Here is a 26,746-nt window from a genome sequence, read left to right as displayed (position 1 = left end):
TCATGCCGCCCCCGCGAAGTGCGTGCCCGGGACTTCGGACAGCACGGCGGTGACGGCGGTGCGGAGGTCGGGCCAGCGGTCGAGGACGCGGCTGACGACGCGGGCGCGCTGCGGCGGTCCGTAAGTGCGGAGAGGAGCGAGCGCCGGCGCGGGCAGCACGACTTCCAGTTCCGCGCCGAGCTCGAGCGGGAGGTCGGTCAGGAAGCAGATGGTGTGGCGCGAGAGGTCTTCGACCTGGCCGTCGAGCCAGGCGTCGGAATCGAGCAGACGGAAGCGGAGGGCGGGCTGCGCGGGCAGCGTCAGGACGGGGCGCAGCGAGCTGGGGGCTTGCATAGGGTCAACACCTTTGCGCCGACGTTTGCAGGCTACGCGGAAGGACAGCAACCGAAAAGATAACGGGAGGGAAGTAGGCCAAGGGCTGGTCGGACAAGCCGGACGTGTCCGATGGACGCTGCCCGAAAGGGCTAAGGTTTTGAAGGGGTTGGGGGGCCTGCCGCGTGCGGGCGAGAGGCGGGCGGGCCGTTGTCAGGCGGTGAGACGAGGCGTATACTTGGTGATTGTAGTGGCTGTACCCACCCGCGCTGTGTGTGGCTGTGCGTAGTAAATCCAGGCGGGGAAGCTGGCGAAGCACACCAGTGGGCGCAAGCCCACTTTTATTTTGGGATGGCGTTGGAAGAACAAGTGAGGGCGATCGCGGAGCGGGTGGCGAAGGACCTGGGCCTGGAGATCGCCGACGTGGAGTTTCGCGGCGGGGCGGGCAAGGGTGGCCGGCTGCTGCGGGTGTACATCGAGAAGGCGGGCGCGGCGCAAGCCGGCAGCACGCCGGACGAGCTGGTGCAGTACGGGGTGACGCATTCGGATTGCGAGGCGGTCAGCCGGGAGATGAGCACGATCCTGGACGTGGAGGACGTGATCCCGGGCGGGGCGTACCTGCTGGAGGTGTCGTCGCCGGGGCTGGACCGGAAGTTGAGCAAGGCGGAAGATTTTGCGCGCTTCACCGGCAGCCGCGTGAAGCTGATGACGCGCGAGCCGGTGGAGAACAACCGGCACTGGGAAGGCAGACTGGAAGCGTTCGGCGAGGGCCGCTTGACGCTGGACGTGACGCCGGAGAAACGGAAGAACAAGCCGGCGCCCGAGCGGCGAGTGATCGCGGTGGAATTGGGCAACGTGGAGCGAGCGAACCTCGTTCCGGAGATCTAGTGGCTCGTGGTCAGTGACCAGGGGCCAGAAGCGCGGGCGAGACGCCCGGGCGACCGCCGGCGAGAGGCCGGCGCAACAAGGGACGGACTATGGCGAGTGCGCTGTATCAACAGATCGAGCTGCTGAGCCGCGAGAAGGGGATCGACCCGGCGATCGTGGTGGGCGCGGTCGAGGACGCGATCGTGGTCGCGACGCGCAAGTACTACAAGTCGACGGAGAACCTGCGGGCGGAGCTGGACAAGGAGTCGGGGCAGATCCGGGCGTTCGCGGTGAAGGCGATCGTGGAAGGACCGGAGCAGATCGAGGACCCGAACCTGCAGATCACGCTGGGAGACGCGAAGAAGGTGGACCCGAACGCGGAGGTGGGCGGGGAGGTGCGGTTCTACAAGCCGACGGACGTGCTGGGGCGGATCGCGGCGCAGCTGGCAAAGCAGGTCATCTTCCAGAAGGTGCGCGAGGCCGAGCGCGACACGGTGTTCAACGAGTATTCGGGCCGGGGGAACGAGATCCTGACGGCGACGGTGAAGCGCGTGGAAGGTCCGGACGTGATCTTCGACATCGGCAAGGCGGAAGCGCGGATGCCGCGCAAGGAGCAGTCACGGCTGGAGTCGTTCGCGGTGGGTGAGCGGGTGCGCGTGGTGCTGATGCGGGTGGAGAAGAACGCGAAGGGTCCGGCGGTGGTGGTGTCGCGCGCGGCGCCGGAGCTGGTGCAGCACCTGTTCCAGACAGAAGTGCCGGAGATCTATGACGGGACGGTGGTGATCCGCGCGATCGCGCGCGAGGCGGGGGAGCGCACCAAGATCGCGGTGATGTCGAAGGACAAGGACGTGGATTCGGTGGGCGCGTGCGTCGGCATGAAGGGGATGCGCGTGCAGTCGATCATCCGCGAGCTGCGCGGGGAGAAGATCGACATCATCGAGTACCACGAAGACCCGGTGACGTTCGCGGAGAAGGCGCTGCAGCCGGCGAAGGTGAGCCGCGTCTCGATCGTGGACGCGGCCGACAAGCACCTGGAAGTGATCGTGGACGACTCGCAGCTGTCGCTGGCGATCGGCAAGAAGGGCCAGAACGTGCGGCTGGCGGCGAAGCTGCTGGGCTGGAAGATCGACATCAAGAGCGAAGAGGAGAAGCGGCAGGAGGTCGAGCAGCAGATGGCCGCGCTGGTGGGCACGACCACGCCGCTCTCGAACGTGAAGGAACTGGGCGAAGGCCTGATGGAGAAGCTGGCGGCGGCGGGCATCTCGACGGTGGAAGCGCTGGCGGACATGACGCCGGAGCAACTGGAGGAGATCCCGGGCATCGGGCCGAAGACGATCGAGAAGATCTCGCTGGCGGTGAACAATTATTTCGCCAGCCTGGAATCGAGCGAAAGCGCGGCGCCGGCAGCGGAAGCGGAAGGGGCGGAGCCAGTGGTCGAGGCGGCCGGCGGCGAGGCGTCGCTCGACACGACGGAGTCCAGCGGGCTGGACGCGGCGGCGTCGGGCGAGACGATCCTTCCCGGAGTGAAGCCGGAGAACTCGGAGTACGCCGAGGCGGCGGAGACCGGCCAGGCGCTGGAAGCGGACGCGATCGCGGGCGTGGAGAACGCGCCCGACGCGGACGTGGCCGAGGTCCACACGCACGGCGAGGAGAACGCGGCGCCGGAGGAGACGGTGGAGCCGGAGGAGAAGTGAGGCGGTCGCTCACGAAACGATCGTCGCGATGAGATCCTTCGCCCGCTGCGGCGGGCCCAGGATGACAGGTTTTAATCCCGTGAGGTCGAGATGAAGACTTAGCGGCAAAGGAAAAACAAGGCGGAATGAAGATCCGGATCAATGACCTGGCAAGAGAGCTGGAAGTAAAGAGCAAGGCGATCCTCGACGTTCTGGAAGACGTAGGGGTGACCGAGAAGAAGACGCATTCGAGCTCTCTGGAAGCCGACGAAGCGGAGAAGGTGCGGAAGCACTTTGCGAAGTCGTCGGCGCCGGCCAAGGAATCGAAGTCGGCGCACAAAGCGACGGCCGACGAGCTGAAGCCGAAGTTCGACCTCTCGAAGATCTCCAAGCCGGGAGACGTCCTCAAGGCCATCCAGTCGAAGGCGGCACCGGCGGCGCCGGCGAAGCCTGCCGCGGCGAAGCCCGCGGCGCCGGCGGCGACCAAGCCGGCGGCGACCCCGCCGCCCGCGGCGCCACCGCCGGCGATCAAGAGCGTGACGCCGCCGCCGGCCGCGACGGTGGTGCCGGCATCGCAAGCGACCCCGAAGCCTCCGGCGGCTCCGCCGGGGCAGACGATCGCGCCGCCGCCGACGCCGAGTCCGGTCACACAAGTGCCGCCGGCGCAAGCGCCGGTGCAAGTCACACCTCCGACGCAGCCGCCGCAGCAAGCGGCGCCGCCGCAGGCGCCGCCGACTCCGCCAAGCCCGCAGCGGCGCGTGATCACGCCGCAGACAGGGCCGCGCCCGGTGTACCTGGCGCCGGCGACGCCGCGTCCGGGAATGCCGGGCGGGGCGCCGCCGCGCCCGGGGCAGCCCATCGGGCCGCGTCCGGGAATGCAGGGCCGTCCAGCGCCGGGACGCCCGGTGCCGGGCCAGCCGATCTTCCAGCGGCCGCGTCCAGGAGCGCCGGGAGCGCGGCCGCCGCTGAAGCCGGGCGAACGCAGACTGCATCCGACGCGCACCTCTCCGACGGGCGTGCGGCCGATCGGGGTGGGACCGGGCGCGCCGATGGGCCCGCCTACGGGCCGGCCGGCAGGACGTCCGGGTGGTCCGGCGCGGCGGCCGGGGCAGCGCTACGTGCCGCGCGGCGTGAAGGAAGGCCCGATGAAGGGCTTCGTGCCGCCGCCACGGCTCTCGCTCTCGACCGAGCCGCTGCCGATCACGCGCACGATCGACATCACGGAAGGCATCAGCGTGAAGGACCTGGCGGAGAAGCTCGAGATCCGCGGGAAGGACCTGATCACGCGGCTGCTGGCGAAGGGCGTGTTCGCGACCATCAACCAGACGCTGGAAGCGAACCTGGCGACGGAGATGGCGCGGCAGTTCGGCGCCGACACGCGCGTCAGCACGTTCGAAGAGCAGGCCGCGAAGGAAGCGGTGGAGTCGGGCGCGGAAGAGATCGTGGGCGAAGGGGGCGGGGCGGCGCGTCCGCCGATCGTGACCATCATGGGCCACGTGGACCACGGCAAGACGACGCTGCTGGATTCGATCCGGCTGGCGAACGTGGCGGAGGGCGAGGCGGGCGGAATCACGCAGCACATCGGGGCGTACAAGGTGCGGGTGACGGAGCAGGGGTCGCCGGCGTTCGGGCGGGAGATCACGTTCATCGACACGCCGGGCCACGAGGCGTTCACGCGCATGCGCGCGCGGGGCGCGAAGGTGACGGACATCGTGGTGCTGGTGGTGGCGGCGGATGACGGCGTGATGCCGCAGACGCTGGAGGCGATCGACCACGCGCAGGCGGCGAAGGTGCCGCTGATCGTGGCGGTCAACAAGATCGACAAGCCGGACGCGATGCCGGAGCGGGTGAAGAAGCAGCTGGCGGACCGCGGGTTGATGCCGGAAGACTGGGGCGGCACGACGGTGTTCGTGGACGTATCGGCGAAGCAGAAGAAGAACCTGAACCTGCTGCTGGAGATGATCTGCCTGGTGGCGGACGTGCAGGGGTTGAAGGCGGCGCCGGATCGTCCGGCGAACGGCACGGTGCTGGAGGCGAAGCTGGACCGTGGGCGGGGAGCGGTGGCGACGGTGCTGATCCAGAACGGGACGCTGCGGGCGGGCGACCAGTTCGTGGTCGGCAACACGTTCGGCAAGGTGCGCGCGATGTTCGACGACCGCGGCAACACGGTGGAAGAAGCGCCGCCGGCGACGCCGGTCGAGGTGCTGGGACTGGAAGGGCTGCCGCAGGCGGGCGACCAACTGGTGGTGGTGGCGGACCGCGACAAGGCGAAGGGCATCGCGGGGTACCGGGAGCAGAAAGCGCGCGAGGCGACGCTGGCGAAGTCGAGCCGCGTGTCGCTGGAAGGCCTGGCGGAGCAGATCAAGACGGCGGGCGTGAAAGAGCTGCCCATCATCCTGAAGGGCGACGTGCAGGGGTCGGTGGAAGTGCTGAGCGACACGCTGAACAAGCTGTCGACGGACAAAGTGAAGATCAAGGTGCTGCACACGGGTGTGGGCGCGATCACGGAGACGGACGTGCTGCTGGCGTCGGCGTCGAACGCGATCATCATCGGGTTCAGCGTGCGGCCGGAGCGCAAGGCGCACGAACTGGCGGAGCAGGAAGGCGTCGACATCCGGCTGCACTCGATCATTTACGAGCTGCAGGACGAGATCAAGAAGGCGATGACCGGACTGCTGGAACCGGTGGTCAAGGAAACCTACATGGGGCGCGCCGAGGTGAAGGAGACGTTCCGCATCCCGAAGGTGGGGACGGTAGCGGGCTGCCAGGTTTCGGACGGCACGATCAAACAGAACAACGAGGTGCGGCTGCTGCGCGACAACGTGGTCGTCTACAAGGGCAAGATCGGGTCGCTGCGGCGCTTCAAGGACGACGTGAGCGAGGTGCGCAACGGCATGGAGTGCGGCATCTCGATCGCGAACTACGGCGACATCAAGAAGGGCGACGTGATCGAGGCGTTCGTCACGGAACGGGTGGCGGCGGAGCTGACGGCGTAAGCGAGTACCGAGTACTGAGTACCGTGTACCGAGTGGCCGGGCGAAGAGCCCGGCCATTTGCTTTGGAGTTGCGAGTTGCGAGTTGCGAGTTGTGAGGTGCGAGTGGCCGGGCGAAGAGCCCGGCCACTTGCTTTAGCGAGGCGCGGGCGAGCCGCCCGCGCTACGTCGAGGCGGCGGCGCCCTTGGCTTGGGTCTTGCGCTGTTGGACGGCGGCGATGAACTCGGCGCGCTTGCCGTTGTAGAGCCCTTCGAGCTCCGGCGTGTGTCCGGCGATGACGTAGGGCACGCGCTGCACGATGGCGGCAACGGCCTCGCCCATCATCTCTTCACTCTTGAGCGGGACTTCGAAGGCGCCGTTGGCGTCGCAGATCACGATGCCCCAGGATTTTCCCGTGGGGATGAAGTAGGTGTAGTGGCGGACGACCTTGCCGTAGACCCACACGAGGTCCTGCAAGCGGCGGACGTGAAGCGCGAAGAAGGTAGGCGCGAGCACCCAGCTCGCGGTGACCTTGAGCTTGTTGAATTCCTGCGCGGCGGGGAGTTCGCCTTCGATCTGCTGAGCGGCCTGCCAGGGCTGGCCGGCGACCTTGAGCGCGCGGACGGCGGGGTGGGCGGTGATATCGGAGGCGCGCTCGCGCCACTTCCAGAGGTTCCAGAACGCGAGCAGCGCGAGCGGGATGCCGACGACCAATCCGACCCAGCCTTCGCGCGTGGCGTCGTGCGCATTGATGAGGAAGGGCGGGAAGGGGTCTGGGGCGCCGGGCTGCTCCTTGTGGTAGTCCTCCAGCAGGCGGCGGCGGACTTCGGCGGGGATGTCTTCGACCGTGCCGGTGAAGGAGCGCGGACCGGAGATGCCGGGCGAGACCTTGACGACGACGAAGGCGTCGCCGGTGTCGAGCACAGCGTACTCGTAGAGGACCTGGCTGCCCTTGGTCCATTGCAGCCCGGTCGAGAACGAGCGGTCGCCGTTCACCGTGACGATGGTGCCGGAGAGTTGCTGGAGATTCGCGGATATCTGCTGCGCGGTCATCGTCGGTGGCGTGCCGAACATGCTCTTGAGGTAGCCCCAGGAGACGGCGAGCAGGCCGCAGAGCGCGAGAACGATGACCAGGTTGACGATGAGAAGATTGCGGTTGGTGCGGCGGACGTGCTGTCCGATGAAGTTCTGCCACATGGGATCGGGCCTCGTGGGGCGCAAGGTAGCACAGGTCGTGCCGGGGACAAAGCGAGAGTGAGTTGCGAGTTCCGAGTCGCGAGTTGCGAGTACGGAGTACCGGGTGCCGAGCAGGCTTCGCGGGAGATTCTCGAGAGTGAGAGAAGGCGGGGAGGACTATGAGCGCCGGCCATTTGATTTTTGCCGCGCAAAGAAGTGTGATGGCGACATGCCGATCGCATCGCTGACGTTGGAGATACGGATCGAGCACGCGCAGTCGCTGAAGGACAAGCGGCAGGTGGTGCGCAGCCTGAAGGACAAGCTGCGCGCGGGGTTCAACGTGGCGGTGGCGGAGCTGGAGCCGGAGACGCAGGGGATGTGGAACCTGGCGACCATCGGCGTGGTCAGCGTGTCGGATTCGCGGGATTACCTGCGCGGGCTGATGGAGAAGGTGGAGCGGGCGGCGGCGCGGATCGCGAACAACGCAGGGGCGGAGATCGCGGATAGTTACGTGGAGATTCTCTAGTTCTGTCGTCGGCTGAAGCCGACTCGCCTCTGCTTGCTCTGCATACCCGGCACTTACGTGCCGGGCTGGATTCTGACGTCGCGCTGCGCGGGACCGGGGCTGCGCGACGCAGACACTCACGCAGCAGTCACGGCGGTGAGATGCTTCGTCGCCCGCGGCGGCGGGCTCCTCAGCATGACACCTCAGCAGGAATCCACAGGCGGCGCGCAATGGCGCGCGCGGCACTGCCACTGACATCTTCGAAAGTGATATCCTCATCGGTTTTCTTACCGGCGCTGGGCGCGCCAGGGTGAGCCATGTCCGACCGAGCGCAAGAACATCACAAGCAGCGCATCGAGGACGCCGTGCGCGAGGAGATCACCGCGCTGCTCGAGGGCGGGCTGGCGGACCCGCGCATCGGGCTGGTCACGGTGAACGTGGTCCAGCTGATGAAAGGGAAGACGGCGCACGTGTACGTCTCGGTGCTGGGCAGCGACGAGGAAGCCGAGCAGACGATGGAGGCGCTGCGCTCGGCGAAGGGCTACGTGCGGCACGAGCTGGCGGAGCGGCTGCAGATGCACAAACCGCCCGACCTGGTGTTCCACCTCGACCGGTCGGACCAGATTCAGAAGAAGATCGAAGCGGTGCGGGCGCGCGAGCAGAAGAAGCAGGGCGGCGGGCGATGATGGGTCCGGCGGAGCAGATCGGCACGCTGCAGGGAGTGGTGGACCAGATCGAGCGGGCGGAGCGGTTCGTGTTGACGTCGCACGCGCGGCCGGACGGCGACGCGGTCGGGTCGGTGCTGGGGTGCTGGCAGGTGCTGGACGCGCTGGGGAAGAAGGCCGACATCGTGCTGGCCGACGAAGTGCCGTTCATCTACAAGCGGCTGCCGTTCGCGGACCGCATCGTGCACGCGCAGAAGGTCAACGGGAACTACGAGACCGCGATCCTGCTGGAGTGCGATTCGGTCGAGCGCACGCGGCTGGAGGGGCTGGACCGGCAGATCCTGATCAACATCGACCACCACCTGAGCGGGAAGCCGTTCGCGCACATCAACTGGATCGATCCGAGCGCGTGCTCGTGCGCGGAGTTGGTGTACCGGCTGGCGCTGAAGGCCGGAGTGAAGATCACGCCGGAGCTGGCGACGTGCCTGTACGCCGCGGTGCTGACCGACACGGGCTCGTTCTGCTACCAGGGGACGAACGAGCGGACGTTCGGGCTGGCGCGGGAACTGGTGCGCGCGGGGGCGGAGCCGTCGCGCATCGCGCAGCAGGTGTACTTCGCCGCGCCGACCTCGAAGATGCGACTGCTGGGCGCGGCGCTGACCAACCTGCACCGCGAACACTCGCTGGCGTGGATGCACGTGACGCGCGAGCAGTTCGACCGCGCCGAGGCCGAAGACGAAGACGCCGAAGGCCTGGTGAACTACGCACTCGGCATCGCGGGGGTGGAGGCGGCGGCGTTCTTCCGCGAGATGGAAGACGGGCGCTTCCGCGTGAGCCTGCGGTCGAAGGGCCTGATCAACGTCGCAAGAATCGCGGAGCAGTTCGGCGGAGGCGGCCATGCGTGCGCCTCGGGATGCGCGATCGAGGGGCCGCTGTCGGCGGCGAGCGAGCGGATCCTGGCGCAGCTCAGGACGCAGCTGGGAGAGATACAGATCGGGTGATCGGGTGAGCGGATGGAAATCACATTAGGGACGCAGATACTCTCGTCGGCCGGCGCGATGCTGATCCTGGTGGCGTACGTGGGGCACCAGGTGAAGTGGATGGACGCGCGCAAGCCGGCGTACAACGCGCTGAACGCGGCGGGCGCGGCGATCCTGGCGTGGATCGCGCTGCGACCGCTGCAGGTGGGGTTCGCCGTCATGGAGATCACGTGGACGGCGGTGAGCGTGGTGGCGCTGGTGCGGGCGATGAGGAGTCCACAGTCCACGGTCCACAGTGCACAGTAGCGCGCGTCGCGGCGTGACGCCGCCACCCCTGCCGGCCTGGAGGCCAGCGCTCCTCCTGATACACTCAGCGCGTTGAACAGCCAAAAAGAGACCTGGTACGAAGTCGCGACGGTCGCGGGATCCTGCCTCTTCCTGCTGTACTTCGGGGCGGCGGCGATCGGGCTGGTCGGAGCGGACGAGCCGCGCTACGCGCAGATCGCGCGCGAGATGCTGGAGCGCGGCGACTGGGTCACGCCCACACTCTACGGACATCACTGGTTCGAGAAGCCGATCCTTTATTACTGGTCGGCGATGGTCTCCTACAAGATCTTCGGGGTGAGCGACTGGGCGGCACGCCTGCCGGCGGCGACGTTCGCGATGGGCGCGGTGTTCGCGGTGTGGGCGTTCCTGCGGCGGTTCGTGCCGGGCGCGCGGCTCGACGGCGCGCTGATGACTGCCGGCTCGGTGGCGCTGATCGGGTTCGGGCGCGGCGCCGGTCCGGACATGCTGCTGGCGGCGTGCTTCACGGTCGCGATGCTGAGTTGGATGGCGTGGTACCTGGAGTCCCACCCTTTGCTCGCGGAAGGCGCGCTCGCAAAGGATGGGGCACCCGCAAGAGTTCCAGGGAAGCGCTGGCTGCTGGCGTTCTACTTTTTCAGCGCGCTGGGGATGCTGGCGAAGGGTCCGGTGGCGCCGGCGCTGGCGGGAGCGGTCGTGGTGCTGTATGCGCTGCTGCGGCGCGAGCCGCGGACCATCCTGCGGACGCTGTGGTTGCCGGGGATCGCGCTGTTCCTGGCGGTGGCGCTGCCGTGGTACGTGCTGGTGCAGGTGAGGAACGCGGAGTTCTTCCGGGTGTTCGTGCTGGAGCACAACGTGGCGCGGTTTGCGACCAACCTGTATCGGCACAAGCAGCCGTTCTGGTACTACGCGCCGGTGCTGCTGGCGGGGACGCTGCCGTGGACGTTCTATTGGCTGGCGGGGATGTGGGACGGAGTGAGGAACTGGCGTGGACGCGCCGGCGAGTCGCCGGCGCCCACCCCACCGATGGTTGAGATACGTCAGTTCCTGGTGGCGTGGATCGTGTTCGTGGCGGTGTTCTTTTCGATCTCGCAGTCGAAGCTGCCGGGGTACATCCTGCCGGCGCTGCCGGCGTGCACGATGCTGACGGCGCTGTACGTGCAGCGGAAGGCGGGCGAGCGGGCGAACTTCACGCTGCTGGCGCTGCATGCGGCGGTGCCGGCGGCGCTGACGGCGGGGGTGCTGCTGGTGCCGTACGCGCTGGTGCGGAGCGCGAACGCGCCGCGCGCGACGGCGGGCGTGCTGGCGGCGCTGGTGTTCATCGGGGTGAGCGGGACGTTGTGGCGGCGCGGGCTGCGGATGCTGCGGTTCGTCACGCTGGCGCCGCTGATGGTGCTGCTGGCGTTCCTGCTGCGCGGGGCGGGGCCGGCGGTGGATGCGAAGACCTCGTACCGCGAGGTGGCGGCGGCGCTGGACCGCATCGACAACCGGAGCTCGCAGGTGGCGATCTACAAGCTGCCGCGGCAGGCGGGATACGGGCTCTCGTACTACCGCGGGAAGCCGGTCCTGTGGTACGACCCGAACTATTTCGACCAGCCGCGCGGGATCCCCGAGGGCAACCACATGGTGGTGGCGCCGCTGGGCGTGGAAGATTCGCTCGCGAACCTGACCGGGAAGCGGGTGTCGAAGGTGGGAGAGTTCGCGCCGCAGAAGCTGGCGTTCTACTGGGTCAGTGCCCAGTCCACAGTCCACGGTCCACAGTAGCCGGTAAAGTCAAAGGCTGAAACGCAGACCACGCGGAGAAGGGAGAGCGCGCGGAGAGACAAAGGCAAGGGCGCGGCGCGGGCGCGGCATAATCAAGCCTGGGACGTGGGCGCGTCAAGGGCCGGAGCCATCCAAGTCAATGACGGTGCATGGCGTGGTTCGGAGCGGGTGGGCGGCTTGCAAAGAACGGGCAGGTGAATAGACTGTCCGGATGGCGACCACGGCCCGCCGTACCCTGCATGCACGCCCGCCAGCCCCCGGACTCGCGATGGAGATCCTCGACCTCAGGCATTTCACGTCGGCTGAGCTGCGCGGGCTGTTGGAGCGCGAGTCGGAGCTATGGGCGCGGACGCTGAGCTGGGACTACCGGGCGTCGGCGGAGATGATCCTGCGGTACCTGGACGCGAAGATCCTGCCGGGATACGCGGCGGTGGACGCGGGCGAGGTGCACGGGTACGCGTTCTTCGTCTACGAGGGCGCGAAGGGCGTGATCGGCGACCTGTTCGTGGACGGCAGCTTCGGCGCGGAGCGGCAGCGCGCGACCGAGCAGAAGCTGTTGACGCACGTGATCGAGACGCTGAAGAACTCGCCGGGCATCCATCGCATCGAAGCGCAACTGCTGGCGCACGAGACGGGGGGAGTGTCGCAGCCCTTCACGCGCGAGGGGTTCTCCAGGCATGCACGGTTGTTCATGTCGCTGCCGCTGAGCGGGCCCGTGGCAAGCCAGGCGCGGGCGGTGGAGCTGCCGGGCATCGAGCTGCGGCGGTGGTCGGAAGACGACTACCAGAACGTGGCGGGGCTGATCACGGCGGCGTACCGCAGCCACGTGGATTCCGAGATCAACGACCAGTACCGGACGATCTCCGGGTCGCTGCGCTTCCTGAACAACATCGTGCGGTTCCCGGGGTGCGGGACGTTCGACGCGGAGGCGTCGCTGATCGCGGTGGACCAGGCTACGGGGGCGAGCGTGGGGGCGATCCTGTGCTCGCGGGTGAAGGACGACGTGGGGCACGTGACGCAGGTGTGCGTGCTGCCGGAGCATCGGGGGCACGGGATCGGGGAAGGGCTGATCGCGGCGTCGGCGGCGGAGCTGAGGCGCCGGCGGTTCGCGGCGCTGTCGCTCACGGTCACGGAAGGGAACAAGCGCGCGGTCGAGCTGTACCGGCGGATGGGATTCAGCGTGAAGAGAGTGTTCGACGCGTTCGTCTGGGAAGGGTAGTTTTTGAGGCGCTGCGGTCGAAGATCGGACCTGCGCGCCGGCCTACGGCAGTGCGGATGCGCCGCTTCGCGCGCGACTTTACGGCCGCGCTAAAGCGCGGCCCCTCCGAAAGACAGGTCCAAGGCCGCGGCCGAGGGCGGCCGCGCCACCCACGGGTCTGCTAGTGGCGCAAAGCCCACATCACCCAGGCGCCCAAGAAAGTCCCAACCACAAAAAAGAGGAAGCACTTGACGCCGTAGCGGAGCATCTCGCGCGGAGTATTGCGCTGCGTGATGCCGAAGACGATGGACGCGAAGAAAGCGAAGATGGTGGCGGCGGCGAAGTGGGTGAGGGTCATAGTTGCGAGTTCCGAGTTGCGAGTCGCGAGGGGGCGAAAACCAAGGTGCTTCGTCGCTGCTCGGCCGCTGGAGAAGTCGCGGCCTCGCCCGCCACGGCGGGCTCCTCAGCATGACCCGTCACGAGTGCGGCGGCGCTCACGGCTTTTTCCCTAGAGCGATCTGGTGGGAGTCGATGGCGGAGACGATGTTGAGCAAGCCGGAGACGATGAGGAAGACGGTACCGTAGTTGCCGCTGGCGGTGGTGATGGCGCCGGTGCCCCAATCGGAAGAGCGGGCGGCGAAGTAGAGCAGGCCGGCGCCGGCTTCGCCGACGAAGCCCAGGATGTCGAGCAGGTCGCCGGTGTTCTGCTGGTAGACCTTGCCGCTCATGGCGATGCCAAGCCAGAACATGGCGGCGACGGAGAGCAGGAGGAGCGTGCCGCGGGTCCACTTCTTCTGCAGGAAGTGTCCGCCGCCGGGGATGAGCCAGCCGACCAGCGGCGCGACGATGGCCGTCGGGGTGAGCGGGTAGTGCTTCTCTTCGATGTGTTCAGCGGCTTCGGTCATCAAAAATCGTTCCCCGTTTCCCGTTCCCAGTCTCCCGCGGCTCAAAACCCGAGGTGCTTCGCCGTCCGCCGCGGCGGACTCCTCAGCATGACCCCTTAGAACAATCCGGACCTCAAATCTCGACCAGTTCCTTCTGGATGGCGCCGGTGACCTCGGCGGAGCCCTTGCGGACGAGCACGTTCACCTCGCTGCGGACGCCGAACTCGGGAAGGTAGATGCCGGGTTCGATGGAGAAGCAGCTGTTGGGGATGATCTCGCGGACGTCGTGGGTCTCGAGGTCGTCCATGTTGGCGCCGTTGCCGTGGACGCTGGTGCCGATGGAGTGTCCGGTGCGGTGCGTGAAGTATTTCTCGTAGCCCTGGGCGGCGATGGTGGCGCGCGTGGCCTTGTCGACCTCCCAGCCCTGGAGCTTGCGTCCGGCGGCGACGGCGTCCTGCACGGCCTTGACGCCGGCGTCGCGGGCGGCGGTGACGATGGCGAAGATCTCGCGGTGGCGGTCGGTGGGCTTGCCGACGACGCCGGTCCAGGTGATGTCGTAGTAGACAGCGTCGGCGGGCTGAGCTTTCTTCGCCCAGATGTCGAGCAGGACGAAGTCGCCTTGCTTGATCTTCGCGGAGGTGGCAGCGGTGGGCTCGTAGTGCGGGTTGCCGCTATTGGCGTTGACGCCGACGATGGGCAGGTCGTCGGTGACCAGGCCGTCGCGCCGGAAGGCCTCGCCGATCCACTGCTGGATCTCGTACTCGTGGGTGCCGCCGTTGCGGACGCGACGGCCGATCTCCTGGAAGGCTTCCTGGGTGATGCGGTCGATGAGGTCGCGGGCGGCGAAGTGCGTCTGGATCTGGGCGTCGGACCACTGCGCCTCGAAGCGCGCGACCAGGTCGCCGGAGCTGGCGATCTCCTTGCCGAAGCTGCGGACGAGCTCGATGGTGCCGGCGTCCACCAGGCCGATGTACGGGATGGCGTTGTTGGGGGAGTACTGCATCGCGATCTTCTTGTAAGGCGCGAGGAGCTTCTTCAGCCCTTCGTGCTGCTCCTGCCAGGCGGAGTACTCGGTCTTCGCGCCGGGGAGCGGGTCGAGGTGACCGGCCTCGATGCGGTGGACGAGCTTCTGCGGGTCGCCCTTGGCGGGCACGACGTAGTACCAGCGGCGCGTGACCATGAGCGAGGGCGAGAGGCCGAGGACGCTGTAGGCGATGGGGTCGCGGTGGTGGTGGTCGTAGAAGAGCCAGGCGTCGAAACCGCGCTCGGCGAGGGCGGACTGGATGGATTGGAGGTCCATAGGCGAATTTCTATTCTACAGAATCGGGTGATCGGGTGATCGCCGACCTCGGGGGATCGGCGCGCTCGAGGGCGAGCGCGCTACAACTCCGTTGGTCTATGACGCGGTCTCCTGCTTCATGGGCTGGACGATGCGGTCGTAGAGGTAGAGCAGGGCGGCGGTGAGCACGCCGATGCCGACGACGATGTACCAGATGGTGTTGGGCTGCTTGAGGACCTCGCCGTAGTGGTGGAGGAGCTTGCCGGCGAGCCATCCGCCGAGGAGCGAGCCGATGCCGATGGGCAGGAAGGCAAAGCCCATGTAGGTGCCCTGCTGGCCGGCGGGGGCGAGGCGGGAGATGTACTCGTAGTAGCGCGGCGACTGGATGATCTCGCCGGTGGCGACGATGACGAGGGCGACGACGGCGGCCCACTTGGAGTGCCAGAAGGGCATGACGAGCCATCCGATGGCGGTGACGAAGGTGCCGAGCGTGACGGCGTGGAAGCTGGGGATGCGGCGGGTGGCGGCGTTGATGGCGACGGTGAAGAAGATGACGATGATGGGATCGGTGATGAGGATCCACTCGGTGTTGGCGGTGGAGTCGACGTAGTTGACGACGTAGCTGGGCAGGATGAGGTACTGCTGCCAGAAGACGACCCAGTAGCCGGAGAAGATGAGCAGGAAGAGGACGAAGCGGAAGTTGCCGAGGACGGTGAAGAAGTTGCGCGTGACCTGACCGAGGGAGGGCACGGGCTGATCGGCGGAGCGGCGGGGCTCCTTGAAGAAGATGAGGACGGCGATGAGCATGAGGAAGACGCTGAGGGCGGCGATGCGGAAGACGTCTTCGATCTGCATCTGGCCGCTCTTGATGCGCTCGCGGACCCAGCCGGCGAGGTAGGGTCCGAGGAACGAGCCGATGTTCACCATGGTGTAGTAGATGGAGTAGCCGATGGAGCGAACGTTGTCGGCGGAGGCGCGGGCGGTGGTGCCGACGACGCTGGGCTTGACGAGCGCGACGCCGAGCGCGGGCAGGAAGAGGATGACGCCGGCGAGCAGGCCGAGCGGAACGGCGTTGCGGACGGGGGCGAGCCAGGGCGCGCCGATGGAGCCGACCAGGAAGTAGGCGCCCGAGAGGATGAAGTAGGCGAGGGAGAGGGCGCGGCGGAAGCCGATCTTGTCGGCGACGGCGCCGCCGAAGATGGCCATGAACCAGACGGCGGCGCCGAAGAATCCGCCGAGCGTGCCGGCCTGCTCGATGGAGAAGCCGAGGCCTTCGTTGAGGTAGCGGACGAGGACGGCGAAGACGGAGTAGTAGGAGAGGCGCTCGAAGATCTCGGTGATGTTGGCGACCCAGAAGGGGCGCTCGAAGCCGGTGCGGACTTCCGTGAGGCGGTCAGAGAAGGTCATCGTTGAGTACCGAGTACCGAGTTGCGAGTAGCGAGCGACCGAAAAGCAGATTCCTCGTCGCCCGCCACGGCGGGCTCCTCGGAATGACAACTCAGGGGAGGGCAGCTTCGATGCGTTCCGCAAGTACCTTCGCCGTGATGCCGGTGATGCGGACGACCTTGTTGCGGCTGGCCTGGCCCGCGGCAATGGTAATGGACGAGCGCGGCAGGCGCAAAAGGTCAGCGAAGAATTCGATGACGGCGATGTTGGCGCGGCCCTCGACGGGCGGGGCGGTGAGGGAGAGCTTGAGGGCGTCGCCGTGGGTGCCGGTGAGGGCGTTCTTCTTCGCGCGCGGGTGGACGCGGACGGAGAAGGTGACGGCGCCGGCGGATTCTCTTATCGGGATCATTCTTGGCGCTCCCTCGAGCTGCGCGTTCGGCTCGCGGCAACCTCATTATTGCGCGCCAACCCGGCACTTCCGTGCCGGGCTGGATTCTGGCGTCCCGCTGCGCGGGACTGCGGCGGGCGAGTCGCCCGCCTCCACATGACCAAGGTCAAAGGCCGCGGCCGAGGGCGGCCGGCCGCACCGCCCGAACCTTCACGGCTGCGACCTTTCACCGAAGATGGCTGTGCCTAGACGGACGCAGGTCGAGCCTTCCTCGATGGCGACCTCGAAGTCGTGGGACATGCCCATGGAGAGCGTGGCGAGCGGCAGGTCGTGGCGGGCGCGAAGCGTGTCGCGCAGCTCGCGCAGGCGGCGGAAGTAGGGGCGCGCGCCTTCGGGGTCGTCGGTGTGCGGCGGGAGGCACATCAGGCCGTCGAGGGAGAGCGCGGCGAGGCGCGGCGCGGCGGCGAGGAGCTGCTCGAGTTCCGCTGAGTCGGGCGCGAGGCCGGCCTTCTGCCGCTCGCCGCCGATGTTGATCTCGAGCAGGATGGGGAGACGCTTGCGCATGCGTCCGGCCACGGCGTTGAGCTTTTCGGCGAGCTTGAGCGAGTCGACGGAGTCGATGCCGTGGAAGAGCTCGACGGCGCGCGGGACTTTGTTGGTCTGGAGCTTGCCAATGAGGTGGAAGCGGGCGTCGGGGAGCGAGTTCACGTCCCAGGACTTGCCGGCGAACTCCTGCACGCGGTTCTCGCCGAACAGGCGGAGGCCGGCGGCGTGCGCTTCGGCGATGGCCTCGCCGGGGAAGGTCTTGGTGACAGCCATGAGCTGGACGGAGTCGGGGGAGCGCGAGGCGCGGGCGGCGGCGGCCGCGATGCGCGACTGGATCGAAGCGATGTTCTGAGCGATGGGCAAGCTGGACATTCTATATGGCGCTTCGCCCAAAACCGGGGCTGCGCGCCGGCCTTCGGCAGAGCGGTTGCTCGCCTCGCTCGCGCTGTTTCGGCTGCGCTAAAGCGCAGCCCCTCCGAAGGAAAAGGCGCCGGCGAGTCGCCGGCGCCCACCCTGTCAACAGAGGTTACTTCGTGCCCGTTTCGAGCGGCTTGCGGGCGTAATAGAACGCCGAGTAAGCCAGCAGGATGAAGGTGACGACGCCGATCCAGTGACCGACGGGGGAGCCGGAGGCCATCCAGGGCAGGTGATTGCCCCAGGCGACGGCGCCTTCCTTGATCCAGCCCTGCGTCTCCATGAGCTTCACGGCGATGCCGAGCAGGCCGACGATGCCGCCGGCGGCGATGAGGCCGGAGGCGTAGAGCGAGCCGGGCGAGACGTCAGATTCTTCGGCCTTCTCGCCGGCGCGTTCGGCGGCGGATTCCGCCAGCCAGCGGACGAGGCCGCCGGTGAAGATGGCGAGCGTGGTGGCCATGGGGATATAGAAGCCGACGGCGAAGGAGAGCGAGCGGATGCCGAGCAGCTCGACGCCGATGACGAGGAAGACGCCGAGCAGGACGAGTCCCCAGGGGAGTTGCTGGTTGAGGATGCCGTTGATGACGGTGGCCATGAGGCGGGCCTGGGGCGCGGCGGCGCGCTCGGAGCCGATGCCCTGGATCCACTGGACCTCGATCACGCCGGTCTTCGGGTTGAAGAGGTACTTGCCGTCGGGGAGGTCGCGCGAGCCGATGGCGTTGAGCACCTGGTAGTCGGAGCCGCTGACGGAGGCGACGTGGTTGCCCTTCTCGTCGGTGACGCGGATCTGCGAAGGCAGTTGCTGGTCGCGCTGGAGTTCGACGCCCTTGTGGGGGGCGTTGACGTCCCAGGGCTGGTTCATGGTGCGGTAGGACTCGAGGCCCTTGTTCATGCCCATGAGGGTGACGCCGATGGCGAAGACCGAGACCATGACGCCGATGAGCAGGGCGTACTGCTGCTTGCGCGGGGTGGCGCCGACGAGGAAGCCGGTCTTGAGGTCCTGCGAGGTGTTGCCGGCGTTGGCGGAGGCGATGCAGACGACGCCGCCGATGGAGATGGCGAGCGCGCCGTAAGCGGCGGCCGTCCAGCCGAGGACGAGGAAGATAGCGCAGGTGGCCATGAGCGTGGCGATGGCCATGCCGGAGATGGGGTTCGAGGAGGTGCCGATGAGGCCGGTGATGCGCGAGCTGACCGTGACGAAGAGGAATCCGAAGATGACGACGAAGACGGCGGCGGCGATGTTGGCGAACCAGCTGGTGTAGGCGCCGGGGACGGGCTTGAAGGTCAGCATGGCCCACATCATGACGAGGACGACGGCGGCGCCGAGCAGCGCCCAGGACATGGGGAGGTCGTCGTCGGTGCGCTTGCGGGAGGCAGCGGCGGCGGCGCCGCCCTTGAGGTCGGCGAGGCCGGCGCGGAGCGCGCCGATGATGGTGGGGACGGTCTTCATGAGGGTGATGAGGCCGGCGGCGGCGACGGCGCCGGCGCCGATGGGGCGGATGTAGTAGCGCCAGAGCTCGTCAGGGGACATGTCGGCGATGAGCTTGGGGCCGGGGTAGAGGGGCGCGGTCAGGCCGCTGCCGAAGAACTTGATGGCGGGCATGACGACCAGCCAGGCGAAGACGCCGCCGGCGAAGATGACGCCCGCGATGCGGGGCCCGATGATGTAGCCGACGCCGAGGTACTCGGTGGTGGTGTTGGCGCGGAAGGAGCCGCCGGGGAGCCACTTGGGGTTGTAGGTGGGCGTGGATTGCCAGGCCGAGAACATGTTCTCGTTCTGGAAGAGGGTGTAGAGGGAGCCGATGCCGAGTCCCATGAAGACGCGGGAGGCGAAGGAGCCGCCGCGGTCGCCGGCGATGAGGACGTCGGCGCAGGCGGTGCCTTCGGGATAGAGCAGGTTGCCGTGCTCCTTGACGATGAGCTGGCGGCGCAAGGGGATCATGAAGAAGACGCCGAGCCATCCGCCGAACAGGGTCAAGAGGAAGATGCGGGAGTACTCGAGCGGGAAGCCGAGGAAGATGAGTGCGGGGAGCGTGAAGATGACGCCGCCGGCGATGGACTCGCCGGCCGAGCCGGTGGTCTGGACGATGTTGTTCTCGAGGATGGTCGACTTGCCGAGGACGCGCAGGATGGAGATGGAGAGGACCGCGATGGGGATGGAGGCAGCGACGGTGAGTCCGGCGCGCAGGCCGACGTAAACGGTGACGGCGCCGAAGAGGAGTCCGAAAAAGCCGCCGAGCAAGACGGCGCGCAGAGTGAACTCAGGGATGTCGCGCTCGGGCGGGATGTAAGGTTGGAATTCGGCGTTCGGTTCGGCCACGGCTCCTCCTTGTTATCTGGAACCCAGTCAGGCGGTGCGGCGCTCCTGGTGCAAACGTTGGATGGTAGCAGAAGGCAGTGGACGGTGGACAGTGGACGGGGGACAGAAAGGCGGGGACCGCGGCGAACATGGGACGGTGACGGACGACACAGTGGACAGGCGACGGCGGGCCGCTAGAATGGCGGGCATGACTGCCAAGCCAGCCGTACGCCTGCGGGCCACCGTGTTCCTGCTCGTGCTTGCCCTGGTCGCGCCGCAGTTGTGGGCGGCGACCGCGCCCGCCGATCCGGCGCGCTATCTCAACGACGTGAGGAAACTGGCCGACCCGCGCATGGAAGGTCGCGGCGCCGGGACGCGCGGGTTGAACAAGGCGCGCGACTACGTGGAGCGCGAGTTCAAGCGGCTGGGGCTGGAGCCGGCGGGCGAGGCGGGGAAATACACGCAGTGGTTCGACGTCACGGTGGGAGCGAAGCTGAAGGGGAAGAACCGTCTGGCGGCGACCGTCAGCGGGAAAGAAGAGAAGCTGAAGCTGCGCGAGGACTACGTGCCGCTCACGTTCTCGGCGAGCGGCGCGGCGGCGGCGCCGGTGGTGTTCGTGGGATATGGCGCGTCGGCGCCGGAGTTCGGCTACGACGACTACATGCACATGGACGTGAAGGACAAGATCGTCCTGGTGCTGCGCAACGAGCCGCCCGGGTTCCAGCAGAAAAGCGGGAACCAGGGCCCGACGCACCACGCGCTGCTCATCACGAAAGCCATCAACGCGCGCGTGCACGGCGCGAAGGCGGTGGTGCTGGTGAACGCCGCGCCCGGCAAGGGCGAGGAAGACCTGCTGATGAAGTTCGGACAAGCGGGGCCCGAGGACGCGGGGATCCCGATCGTGCAGGTGAAGCGCGCGGTGGCGGACCGGTGGCTGGGGGCGGAGAAGACGTCGCTCGACGCGCTGCAGAAGGCCATCGACGAGAAGTCGCAGCCGGATTCGCGGTCGCTGCCGGAGAGCATGAAGGTGGCGCTCGAGGTGGACATCGAGCGGATCCACAAGCAGGTGGCGAACGTGCTGGCGTACCTGCCAGGGAAGACGGACGAGTACGTGATCGTGGGCGGGCACTACGACCACCTGGGGCGGGGCGGGCAGAGCTCGCTGGCGCCGTCGCTGGTGGGGCAGGTGCATCCGGGAGCGGACGACAACGCGTCGGGCGCGGCGGGCGTGCTGGAGCTGGCGCGGCTGTTCGCGGCGGAGCGCGGCAAGCTGCAGCGCGGCGTACTGTTCATGGAGTTCGCGGGCGAGGAGCTGGGGATCCTGGGGTCGAGCTGGTGGGTGAAGCATCCCACGCGGCCGCTGGAAAAGGCGGTCGCGATGCTGAACATGGACATGATCGGGCGCATCGCGGGCGGCAAGGTGTTCATCGGCGGAGTGGGGACGGGTTCGACGCTGAAGGCGCTGGTGGAGGGCGCGGTCCCGAAGCACCAGCTGACGGTGGATTATTCGGCGAGCGGATACGCGGCGAGCGACCACACCAGCTTCGTCACGCAGAAGATCCCGGTGCTGTTCTTCTTCAGCGGGCTGCACTCGGATTACCACAAGCCGAGCGACACGTGGGAGAAGATCGACGCGGCGTCGGCGGCGCGGCTGCTGGACCTGGTGGCGGAGTTGACCAGCGACTTGGCGGGCGACACGGCGCGCCCGCAGTTCGTGCGGGTGGAGACCGACCAGCGTCCGGCGGGGGGCGGAGGCGGCGGCTACGGGCCGTACTTTGGGTCGATCCCGGACTTCGGGCAGGTGGAGACGGGAGTGAAGTTCGCGGACGTGCGGCCAGGGTCGCCGGCGGCGAAGGCGGGCATCAAGGGCGGCGACATCCTGGTGCAGTGGAACGAGATGCAGATCAAGAACCTGCAGGACTTCACCTTCGCGCTGCGCAAGAGCAAGGTGGGCGACGTGGTGGAGGTGAAGGTGCTTCGGGGCAGCGAGACGATGACGTTCAAAGTGACGCTGGAGCAGAGAAAATGAGGGGACGGGTTCTTTTGATCGGGGCGGTGGCATTGTCCGCCGCCTTTGCTATGCAGCAGTCGCAGGCGCCGGCGCCGCTCGCGATGCCGGAGGAGAAGCACCTGAAGAACGTCCGGCAGATAACGTTCGAGGGCGAGAACGCGGAGGCGTACTTCTCGGCGGACGACAAGCAGCTCATCTGGCAGCACTCGGGCGAGGGCGTGCCGTGCGACCGCATCTACACCATGCCGGCCGAAGCGCCCGTGCACGGCGCGTTCGTCGGGAAGCAGGTGAGCAGCGGGAAGGGCCGCACGACGTGCTCGTACATCTTCCCGAACGGGAAGCGGATCCTGTACTCGTCGACGCACGCGGCAGGGCCGGAGTGTCCGGCGAAGCCGGACTACTCGCACGGCTACGTGTGGCCGGTGTACGCGGCGTACGACATCTACACGGCGAAGCCCGCCGGCTCGGACGTGAAGCCGCTGGCGCCGCATCCCGGGTACGACGCGGAGGCGACCGTCACGCGAGACGGGAAGCGGATCGTGTTCACCTCGATGCGCGACGGCGACCTCGAGATCTACACGATGGACGCCAACGGCAAGCACGTGCGGCGGCTGACGCACGAGGTCGGATACGACGGCGGGCCGTTCTGGTCGGCGGACGGGAAAAAGATCGTGTACCGGTCGCAGCGGCCGCAGACGCCGGAGGAGATCGCCGACTACCAGGCGCTGCTGGCGAAAGGGCTGATCCGGCCGGGGCACCTGGAGATCTGGCTGATGGACGCCGACGGCTCGAACAAGCGGCAGGTGACGAAGAACGGCGCGGCGAATTTCGGTCCGTTCTGGCATCCGGATGGGAAGCGGATCATCTTTGCGTCGAACGTGGCAGACCCCAAGGGCCGGAATTTCGACCTGTATCTGATCAACGAAGACGGGACGGGGCTGGAGCGGGTGACGTGGTCGCCGGAGTTCGACGGCTTCCCGATGTTCTCGAGCGACGGGAAGCGGCTGGTGTGGGCGTCGAACCGGAACGCGGCCAAGCGGGGGGACACGAATATCTTCATGGCGGATTGGGAGCCGTAAACCCGAACAGGAGGACGCGGAGAAGAGCAAATGAAAACAGGAGGAGGGGAGGAGAGGAGGAAATCTCTTTTCTGTCTTCGCAAGGTGCAGAGCTCTTGCTCATGAAGAAGAGGTAGGGGACACGAGGTTTTTCAGGGCGGATTGGGAGCCGTAGAGGTAATTGGCGCTGCGCGCTCGCTCCGGCTCGCTGCGCGCCGGCCTTCGGCAGAGTGGATGCGCGCTTCGCGCGCGACTTTACGGCCGCGCTGAAGCGCGGCCCTTCCGAAGGACTAGCCGCTCGCTCTTCGAGGGAAGAGCCATGTTAGAACTCCGAAGATTGCCGCGCCATACACAATCGCCAGCCATGGATACCCTAGCGCGAACAGGACGCTGGCCACAGTGTTGTTAAGCGGCCAGTTGTTGGAGATGCCGTGTTCCTTTGAGTAGTACCCGCACCACAGGAAAGCCACCATCAACAGGTAACCCAGCACAACCGCCAAGAGCAGTTGAAGCACTCGCGTGAGTAGGAGAAAACGCCTCACATGGGCGAGTGTAACGTGTGTGTTGCGAGGCAGCGGAGATTCTCGGTTATACTTGAGGCACCGCGAGGAGGCTCGTCTTCAGCAGTAGTGAGCTAATCCGGGCCCAAGGGCAAGACTTGCCGGAAAGTAGCCGGCGCGCCGGGACCCTGTTTGCGCTCGCCGAAGGCCTGTTCGCGACGCTGTTCCCCTCCGACTGCCGCTTGTGCGGCGTCCCACTCGAGAATATTTCACGGCTACCGGTTTGCCCGGAATGCGTGGCGCGGATCGCGCCGGCGCAGGGGCCGGCGTGCTTCGTGTGCGGGGAAAGGGTGCTGGCGGGAGCGATCTCAGGGGAGAGCGTGGGCGGTGAGATCCTTCGCGCGCAGGAACAGCGCGCTCAGGATGACACTCATGGAAAAGTGTTGTGCGGGATGTGTGAGCGGGCGCGGCCGCCGTACGAGCGGGCGCTGGCGTATGGGCCGTACGAGGGCGCGTTGCGCGACCTGATCCACCTGATGAAGTACGCGCGCGTGCAGACGGCGGCGCCGGTGCTGGGGCGGATGCTGGCGGAGGTGGTGGCCGGGTTGGAGATCGCGGGCGAGCGCGTGCTGGTGGTGCCGGTCCCGCTGTACACCGGCAAGCAACGGCAGCGCGGATTCAACCAGGCGCTGGAGATCACGCGCGCGGCCTTCCGCCCACCCTTTGCTCCGCCAAAGTCGGGCGTCGCAAAGGATGGGGCACCCAGATTCGAACTGGCGGCGGAGCGGCTGGTGCGGGTGCGCGACACGGTGTCGCAGACCGGGCTGACGCGGCATCAGCGGCGCGAGAACGTGCGCGGGGCGTTCGCGGCGGTCGAGCCCGAGAAGCTCGAGGGCGCGACCGTGCTGCTGGTCGACGACGTGATGACCACCGGCACGACGGCGGCGGAGTGCGCGAAGGTGCTGCGGCGCGCCGGCGCGGAGAAGGTGTACGTGGCGACGGTGGCGCGCGTGCTCCGGAGCGACGCGCAGCTGGTCGAGCCAGAGTCGAGCGAGCCGGAGGAGTTTGAGGACGAACCCACGACGAAGAGCATGGCGGCCTATGCATAAGCACGGGACACATCACGGAACCCATGCACGGCAGAACCCGCACACGCAGGCGGCGCCGCAGCCGAAGGCGAACGGGAACGGCGGGCATCCCATGCACCAGCCGGTGCTGGTGCTGAACGCGAGCTACGAGCCCATCAACATCTGCGCGGCGCGGCGCGCGATCGTGCTGGTGCTGAAGGGCGTGGCGATGACGGAGGAAGAGAACGGGCACTACCTGCACGCGGCGCGCATCGCGATGCGGGTGCCGAGCGTGATCCGGCTGGTGGAGTACCGGCGCATCCCGCACCAGACGCGGGCGCTCTCGCGCAAGAACATCCTGCTGCGCGACCGCAACACCTGCCAGTACTGCGCCAAGCTGCTGCCCTCGGCGGAACTCACGCTCGACCACGTGATCCCGCGGTCGCGCGGAGGGATGTCGAGCTGGGAGAACCTGGTGGCCTGCTGCCAGGAGTGCAACCGCAACAAGGGGAACCAGTTGCTGCACGAGGCGGCGATGAAGCTGATCCGGGAGCCGCGGGCGTTCACGCTGCACACCAGCCGGCACATCATGCGGATGATCGGGCGGTCGGACGCGAAGTGGAGAAAGTACCTGTTCTATTAGTTCCGAGTTCCGAGTTCCGAGTTCCGAGTTGCGAGTTGCGAGTTGCGAGTTCCGAGCTGCGAGTGGCCCGCCTTCAGGCGGGCCGTGTTGTTTTGTCACGAGGAAGGTCAAATCCAACGGCCGCGGCCGAAGGCGGCCGCAGTGCCCGCGGTCATGCCAGATGTGGGTAACGGAGTGCTCACATCGTGAAAGGCCGGCCAGCAGGTACCCCGGGCAGCAACTGTTTACCTACGCAGAATCAACGAGTTACGGGGTAGCGTGCGGTTGGGGCTTGGCAGGGTAACTGCAAGATAAAGGGGCATGGCGGCCGGCTCCCGGCCTGCGTCCAGCAAGAGCTCTGTAAGAAGTACCTTCCTGAAAGCGATATTGGGCCTTTGGTCGAACACGGAAATTTAGGGACGAACCCTCTGGAGAAGTAATGGCTGAGAATGTGATGGACCAGATCGTCGCGGAACTGCGGCAGTCTGCGTTGGAGATGTTCCCCGGGCACCCGGAACTGAAGAACGTGCGCGTGGTCGGGCACACGCCCAAGACCGAGCACTACACCTACGACATCGTGGTGGACTTCGCGGACGCGAGCGAGCGCGTGGCGGCGAAGGTGTATCGCGCGTCGAAGTGCGGCGCGCAGGCCGCCAAGCAGATGGCGCGGACGGAGTTCGGGAACCTGAGCTACGTCCACAAGATCTTCGAGAAGAAGGGCCTGACGGGCGTGCCGCGTCCGCTGGGCGATTTCACGGATGTAGGCGCGGTGGTCACGCAGAAGTTCACCGGGCTCCCGCTGCAGTCGATCATCATGAAGGCGGCGCTGCTGCCGGGGTACGCGGACCACGAGGTGCTGAAGGCCGCGGCGCGCAAGGCGGGCGAGTGGCTGCGGTCGTTCCACAAGGCCACGGCGGACATGCCGGTGCCGTTCGACAGCGAAGAGCTGCTGAACGAGCTGAAGAAGGCATGCGAGCGCTGCCGCGCCGAGGGACTGGAAGAGGCGTCGATCCGGACGATCCTGGCCGGGGCGAAGTCGGCGCTGTCGCGGGTGAAGAAGGCGCTGCCGAATTCGGCGGTGCTGAACGACTTCACGCCGTTGAACACCATCGTGAACGAGGGCGGCGTGGGCGTGTGCGACTACGCCAAGATGAGCAAGCGCGGGCTGGCCTTCCAGGACGCGGCGCAGTTCCTGGCGTGCGTGGAGGCGCTGGAGAAGTATCCGTTCTGCAATCGCGAGATCACCGGCGCGGTGCAGGAAGAGTTCCTGGCGGCCTACGGCGTGACGCCGACCGAGGAAGCCGTGCTGCGGGTGCTGAAGATGAAGGCGCTGCTGGGGATGTTCGCGCAAGGCCGCAACGGCCAGGCGCGCGAGAGCGCGGTGCGCAAGAAGGTGATGTGGGCCACGGTGATGAAGCGGTTCATCCAGCAGGCGGCCCAGAGGAGCCTGGCGCCGGCAGCGTAGAGAACCAGTGGACAGTGCACGGTGGACAGTGCACAGAAAAGCCCCGCGAAAGCGGGGCTTTTGGTTTTGGCGGGCGAGGTCGCCCGCCTCCACACGATGCTTACTCATTTCGGCGGCTGCGGCGGCGGTTGCTGCTGCTGCGGGGGCTGCTGGCCCTGCGGGTTCTTCTCGACCTCCTGGCCGCCGTAAGTGATCTTGGTCTGCGAGCCGAAGCGCTTGTAGTCGGTGTACTTGATGATCTCGCGGACGTGCACCGGGCCGGTCTTGAAGTTCAGGTAGTCGTCGGCGCGGGTGTAGGTGGGGAACCAGTATTTGCCGTCGATCTGCTCGCGCCAGGTGGTGAACTTGGGGAAGAGGTTCTCGCCGGAGCCGCCGCGGATATCGGGCACGGCCTTGCCGTTGGTCATGACG

At 67.2% G+C, this 26,746-nt stretch carries 24 protein-coding genes; 14 read left to right on the top strand and 10 right to left on the bottom strand.

Going from position 1 to position 26,746, the window contains the following annotated elements:
• Window positions 1–333, bottom strand: coding sequence for a hypothetical protein (locus VLA96_12470; GenBank protein ID HSE50015.1), 333 nt, complete (start codon window positions 331–333; stop codon window positions 1–3).
• A 348-nt stretch (window positions 334–681) separates the two neighbouring features.
• Here VLA96_12470 and rimP point away from each other — a divergent pair, with 348 nt between their 5' ends.
• The 3 genes from rimP to infB all read left to right on the top strand — a co-directional run bounded on the left by rimP (window position 682) and on the right by infB (window position 5,848).
• Window positions 682–1,200 (top strand): ribosome maturation factor RimP, encoded by a 519-nt coding sequence (rimP, locus tag VLA96_12465; protein ID HSE50014.1) that lies wholly within the window; start codon window positions 682–684, stop codon window positions 1,198–1,200.
• Window positions 1,201–1,289: 89 nt separating this feature from the next.
• Window positions 1,290–2,873: a transcription termination factor NusA gene (gene nusA, locus VLA96_12460; protein HSE50013.1), complete on the top strand. Its 1,584-nt coding sequence runs from the start codon at window positions 1,290–1,292 to the stop codon at window positions 2,871–2,873.
• 125 nt (window positions 2,874–2,998) lie between these two features.
• On the top strand, window positions 2,999–5,848 hold the full coding sequence (infB, locus tag VLA96_12455) for a translation initiation factor IF-2 (GenBank protein ID HSE50012.1): 2,850 nt from the start codon (window positions 2,999–3,001) through the stop codon (window positions 5,846–5,848).
• 160 nt (window positions 5,849–6,008) lie between these two features.
• Here the strand turns inward: infB and VLA96_12450 are convergent, their stop codons facing one another.
• Window positions 6,009–7,022, bottom strand: a complete 1,014-nt coding sequence (locus VLA96_12450) for a DUF6709 family protein (protein HSE50011.1) — start codon at window positions 7,020–7,022, stop codon at window positions 6,009–6,011.
• 208 nt (window positions 7,023–7,230) lie between these two features.
• Between VLA96_12450 and VLA96_12445 the strand changes: the two genes are divergently transcribed.
• The 6 genes from VLA96_12445 to VLA96_12420 all read left to right on the top strand — a co-directional run bounded on the left by VLA96_12445 (window position 7,231) and on the right by VLA96_12420 (window position 12,437).
• Window positions 7,231–7,527, top strand: a complete 297-nt coding sequence (locus VLA96_12445; GenBank protein ID HSE50010.1) for a DUF503 domain-containing protein — start codon at window positions 7,231–7,233, stop codon at window positions 7,525–7,527.
• Between the two features lie 296 nt (window positions 7,528–7,823).
• Entirely contained in the window at window positions 7,824–8,192 is a 369-nt protein-coding gene (rbfA, locus tag VLA96_12440; GenBank protein HSE50009.1) for a 30S ribosome-binding factor RbfA, read from the top strand.
• Entirely contained in the window at window positions 8,189–9,172 is a 984-nt protein-coding gene (locus tag VLA96_12435) for a bifunctional oligoribonuclease/PAP phosphatase NrnA (GenBank protein ID HSE50008.1), read from the top strand. The genes rbfA and VLA96_12435 overlap by 4 nt, the downstream gene beginning before the upstream one ends.
• Window positions 9,173–9,184: 12 nt before the next feature.
• Window positions 9,185–9,457, top strand: coding sequence for a hypothetical protein (locus tag VLA96_12430; protein HSE50007.1), 273 nt, complete (start codon window positions 9,185–9,187; stop codon window positions 9,455–9,457).
• A gap of 72 nt (window positions 9,458–9,529) precedes the next feature.
• A complete protein-coding gene (locus tag VLA96_12425; protein ID HSE50006.1) occupies window positions 9,530–11,218 on the top strand; it encodes a glycosyltransferase family 39 protein in 1,689 nt (562 codons plus the stop codon).
• A gap of 211 nt (window positions 11,219–11,429) precedes the next feature.
• Window positions 11,430–12,437: a GNAT family N-acetyltransferase gene (locus tag VLA96_12420; GenBank protein HSE50005.1), complete on the top strand. Its 1,008-nt coding sequence runs from the start codon at window positions 11,430–11,432 to the stop codon at window positions 12,435–12,437.
• A gap of 160 nt (window positions 12,438–12,597) precedes the next feature.
• Here the strand turns inward: VLA96_12420 and VLA96_12415 are convergent, their stop codons facing one another.
• From VLA96_12415 to VLA96_12385, 7 genes are all read right to left on the bottom strand, one after another.
• Window positions 12,598–12,774 carry a hypothetical protein gene (locus tag VLA96_12415; protein ID HSE50004.1) on the bottom strand — a complete coding sequence of 59 codons (177 nt, stop codon included), beginning with the start codon at window positions 12,772–12,774 and terminating at the stop codon, window positions 12,598–12,600.
• A gap of 136 nt (window positions 12,775–12,910) precedes the next feature.
• Entirely contained in the window at window positions 12,911–13,321 is a 411-nt protein-coding gene (locus VLA96_12410) for a DUF6677 family protein (GenBank protein HSE50003.1), read from the bottom strand.
• A 112-nt stretch (window positions 13,322–13,433) separates the two neighbouring features.
• Window positions 13,434–14,600 carry a Xaa-Pro peptidase family protein gene (locus VLA96_12405; protein ID HSE50002.1) on the bottom strand — a complete coding sequence of 389 codons (1,167 nt, stop codon included), beginning with the start codon at window positions 14,598–14,600 and terminating at the stop codon, window positions 13,434–13,436.
• A 96-nt stretch (window positions 14,601–14,696) separates the two neighbouring features.
• Window positions 14,697–15,986 (bottom strand): MFS transporter, encoded by a 1,290-nt coding sequence (locus VLA96_12400; protein HSE50001.1) that lies wholly within the window; start codon window positions 15,984–15,986, stop codon window positions 14,697–14,699.
• Window positions 15,987–16,077: 91 nt separating this feature from the next.
• Window positions 16,078–16,374: a DUF167 domain-containing protein gene (locus tag VLA96_12395; protein ID HSE50000.1), complete on the bottom strand. Its 297-nt coding sequence runs from the start codon at window positions 16,372–16,374 to the stop codon at window positions 16,078–16,080.
• 189 nt (window positions 16,375–16,563) lie between these two features.
• Window positions 16,564–17,262 carry a YggS family pyridoxal phosphate-dependent enzyme gene (locus tag VLA96_12390; GenBank protein ID HSE49999.1) on the bottom strand — a complete coding sequence of 233 codons (699 nt, stop codon included), beginning with the start codon at window positions 17,260–17,262 and terminating at the stop codon, window positions 16,564–16,566.
• A gap of 163 nt (window positions 17,263–17,425) precedes the next feature.
• Window positions 17,426–19,633: an oligopeptide transporter, OPT family gene (locus VLA96_12385; protein ID HSE49998.1), complete on the bottom strand. Its 2,208-nt coding sequence runs from the start codon at window positions 19,631–19,633 to the stop codon at window positions 17,426–17,428.
• 187 nt (window positions 19,634–19,820) lie between these two features.
• On the opposite strand from VLA96_12385, the gene VLA96_12380 reads away from it, so the two are divergent.
• From VLA96_12380 to VLA96_12360, 5 genes are all read left to right on the top strand, one after another.
• Window positions 19,821–21,641, top strand: coding sequence for a M28 family peptidase (locus VLA96_12380; GenBank protein ID HSE49997.1), 1,821 nt, complete (start codon window positions 19,821–19,823; stop codon window positions 21,639–21,641).
• Between the two features lie 50 nt (window positions 21,642–21,691).
• Window positions 21,692–22,702: a hypothetical protein gene (locus VLA96_12375; protein ID HSE49996.1), complete on the top strand. Its 1,011-nt coding sequence runs from the start codon at window positions 21,692–21,694 to the stop codon at window positions 22,700–22,702.
• A gap of 931 nt (window positions 22,703–23,633) precedes the next feature.
• Complete coding sequence (locus VLA96_12370) at window positions 23,634–24,290, top strand: ComF family protein (protein HSE49995.1); 657 nt, start codon at window positions 23,634–23,636, stop codon at window positions 24,288–24,290.
• Window positions 24,283–24,891 (top strand): HNH endonuclease, encoded by a 609-nt coding sequence (locus VLA96_12365; GenBank protein ID HSE49994.1) that lies wholly within the window; start codon window positions 24,283–24,285, stop codon window positions 24,889–24,891. Before VLA96_12370 ends, VLA96_12365 begins: the two co-directional genes overlap by 8 nt.
• Window positions 24,892–25,309: 418 nt before the next feature.
• Complete coding sequence (locus VLA96_12360) at window positions 25,310–26,335, top strand: phosphotransferase (GenBank protein HSE49993.1); 1,026 nt, start codon at window positions 25,310–25,312, stop codon at window positions 26,333–26,335.
• Window positions 26,336–26,439: 104 nt separating this feature from the next.
• Here the strand turns inward: VLA96_12360 and VLA96_12355 are convergent.
• A partial coding sequence (locus VLA96_12355) for a hypothetical protein (GenBank protein HSE49992.1) occupies window positions 26,440–26,746 on the bottom strand: 307 nt, incomplete at its 5' end.

This window comes from Terriglobales bacterium (assembly GCA_035457425.1).
In the GTDB taxonomy this organism is placed as follows: Bacteria; Acidobacteriota; Terriglobia; order Terriglobales; family Acidobacteriaceae; genus JACPNR01.
This window is presented reverse-complemented; position numbering and strand designations above follow the sequence as displayed.

Bases quoted from the DNA above. Each gene is read 5' to 3' on its own strand.
- VLA96_12470 (HSE50015.1), bottom strand. From the start codon at position 333: ATGCAAGCCCCCAGCTCGCTGCGCCCCGTCCTGACGCTGCCCGCGCAG.
- nusA (HSE50013.1), top strand. From the start codon at position 1,290: ATGGCGAGTGCGCTGTATCAACAGATCGAGCTGCTGAGCCGCGAGAAG.
- infB (HSE50012.1), top strand. From the start codon at position 2,999: ATGAAGATCCGGATCAATGACCTGGCAAGAGAGCTGGAAGTAAAGAGC.
- VLA96_12450 (HSE50011.1), bottom strand. From the start codon at position 7,022: ATGTGGCAGAACTTCATCGGACAGCACGTCCGCCGCACCAACCGCAAT.
- VLA96_12445 (HSE50010.1), top strand. From the start codon at position 7,231: ATGCCGATCGCATCGCTGACGTTGGAGATACGGATCGAGCACGCGCAG.
- rbfA (HSE50009.1), top strand. From the start codon at position 7,824: ATGTCCGACCGAGCGCAAGAACATCACAAGCAGCGCATCGAGGACGCC.
- VLA96_12435 (HSE50008.1), top strand. From the start codon at position 8,189: ATGATGGGTCCGGCGGAGCAGATCGGCACGCTGCAGGGAGTGGTGGAC.
- VLA96_12430 (HSE50007.1), top strand. From the start codon at position 9,185: ATGGAAATCACATTAGGGACGCAGATACTCTCGTCGGCCGGCGCGATG.
- VLA96_12420 (HSE50005.1), top strand. From the start codon at position 11,430: ATGGCGACCACGGCCCGCCGTACCCTGCATGCACGCCCGCCAGCCCCC.
- VLA96_12415 (HSE50004.1), bottom strand. From the start codon at position 12,774: ATGACCCTCACCCACTTCGCCGCCGCCACCATCTTCGCTTTCTTCGCG.
- VLA96_12410 (HSE50003.1), bottom strand. From the start codon at position 13,321: ATGACCGAAGCCGCTGAACACATCGAAGAGAAGCACTACCCGCTCACC.
- VLA96_12405 (HSE50002.1), bottom strand. From the start codon at position 14,600: ATGGACCTCCAATCCATCCAGTCCGCCCTCGCCGAGCGCGGTTTCGAC.
- VLA96_12400 (HSE50001.1), bottom strand. From the start codon at position 15,986: ATGACCTTCTCTGACCGCCTCACGGAAGTCCGCACCGGCTTCGAGCGC.
- VLA96_12395 (HSE50000.1), bottom strand. From the start codon at position 16,374: ATGATCCCGATAAGAGAATCCGCCGGCGCCGTCACCTTCTCCGTCCGC.
- VLA96_12380 (HSE49997.1), top strand. From the start codon at position 19,821: ATGACTGCCAAGCCAGCCGTACGCCTGCGGGCCACCGTGTTCCTGCTC.
- VLA96_12375 (HSE49996.1), top strand. From the start codon at position 21,692: ATGCAGCAGTCGCAGGCGCCGGCGCCGCTCGCGATGCCGGAGGAGAAG.
- VLA96_12370 (HSE49995.1), top strand. From the start codon at position 23,634: ATGTGTGAGCGGGCGCGGCCGCCGTACGAGCGGGCGCTGGCGTATGGG.
- VLA96_12365 (HSE49994.1), top strand. From the start codon at position 24,283: ATGCATAAGCACGGGACACATCACGGAACCCATGCACGGCAGAACCCG.
- VLA96_12360 (HSE49993.1), top strand. From the start codon at position 25,310: ATGGCTGAGAATGTGATGGACCAGATCGTCGCGGAACTGCGGCAGTCT.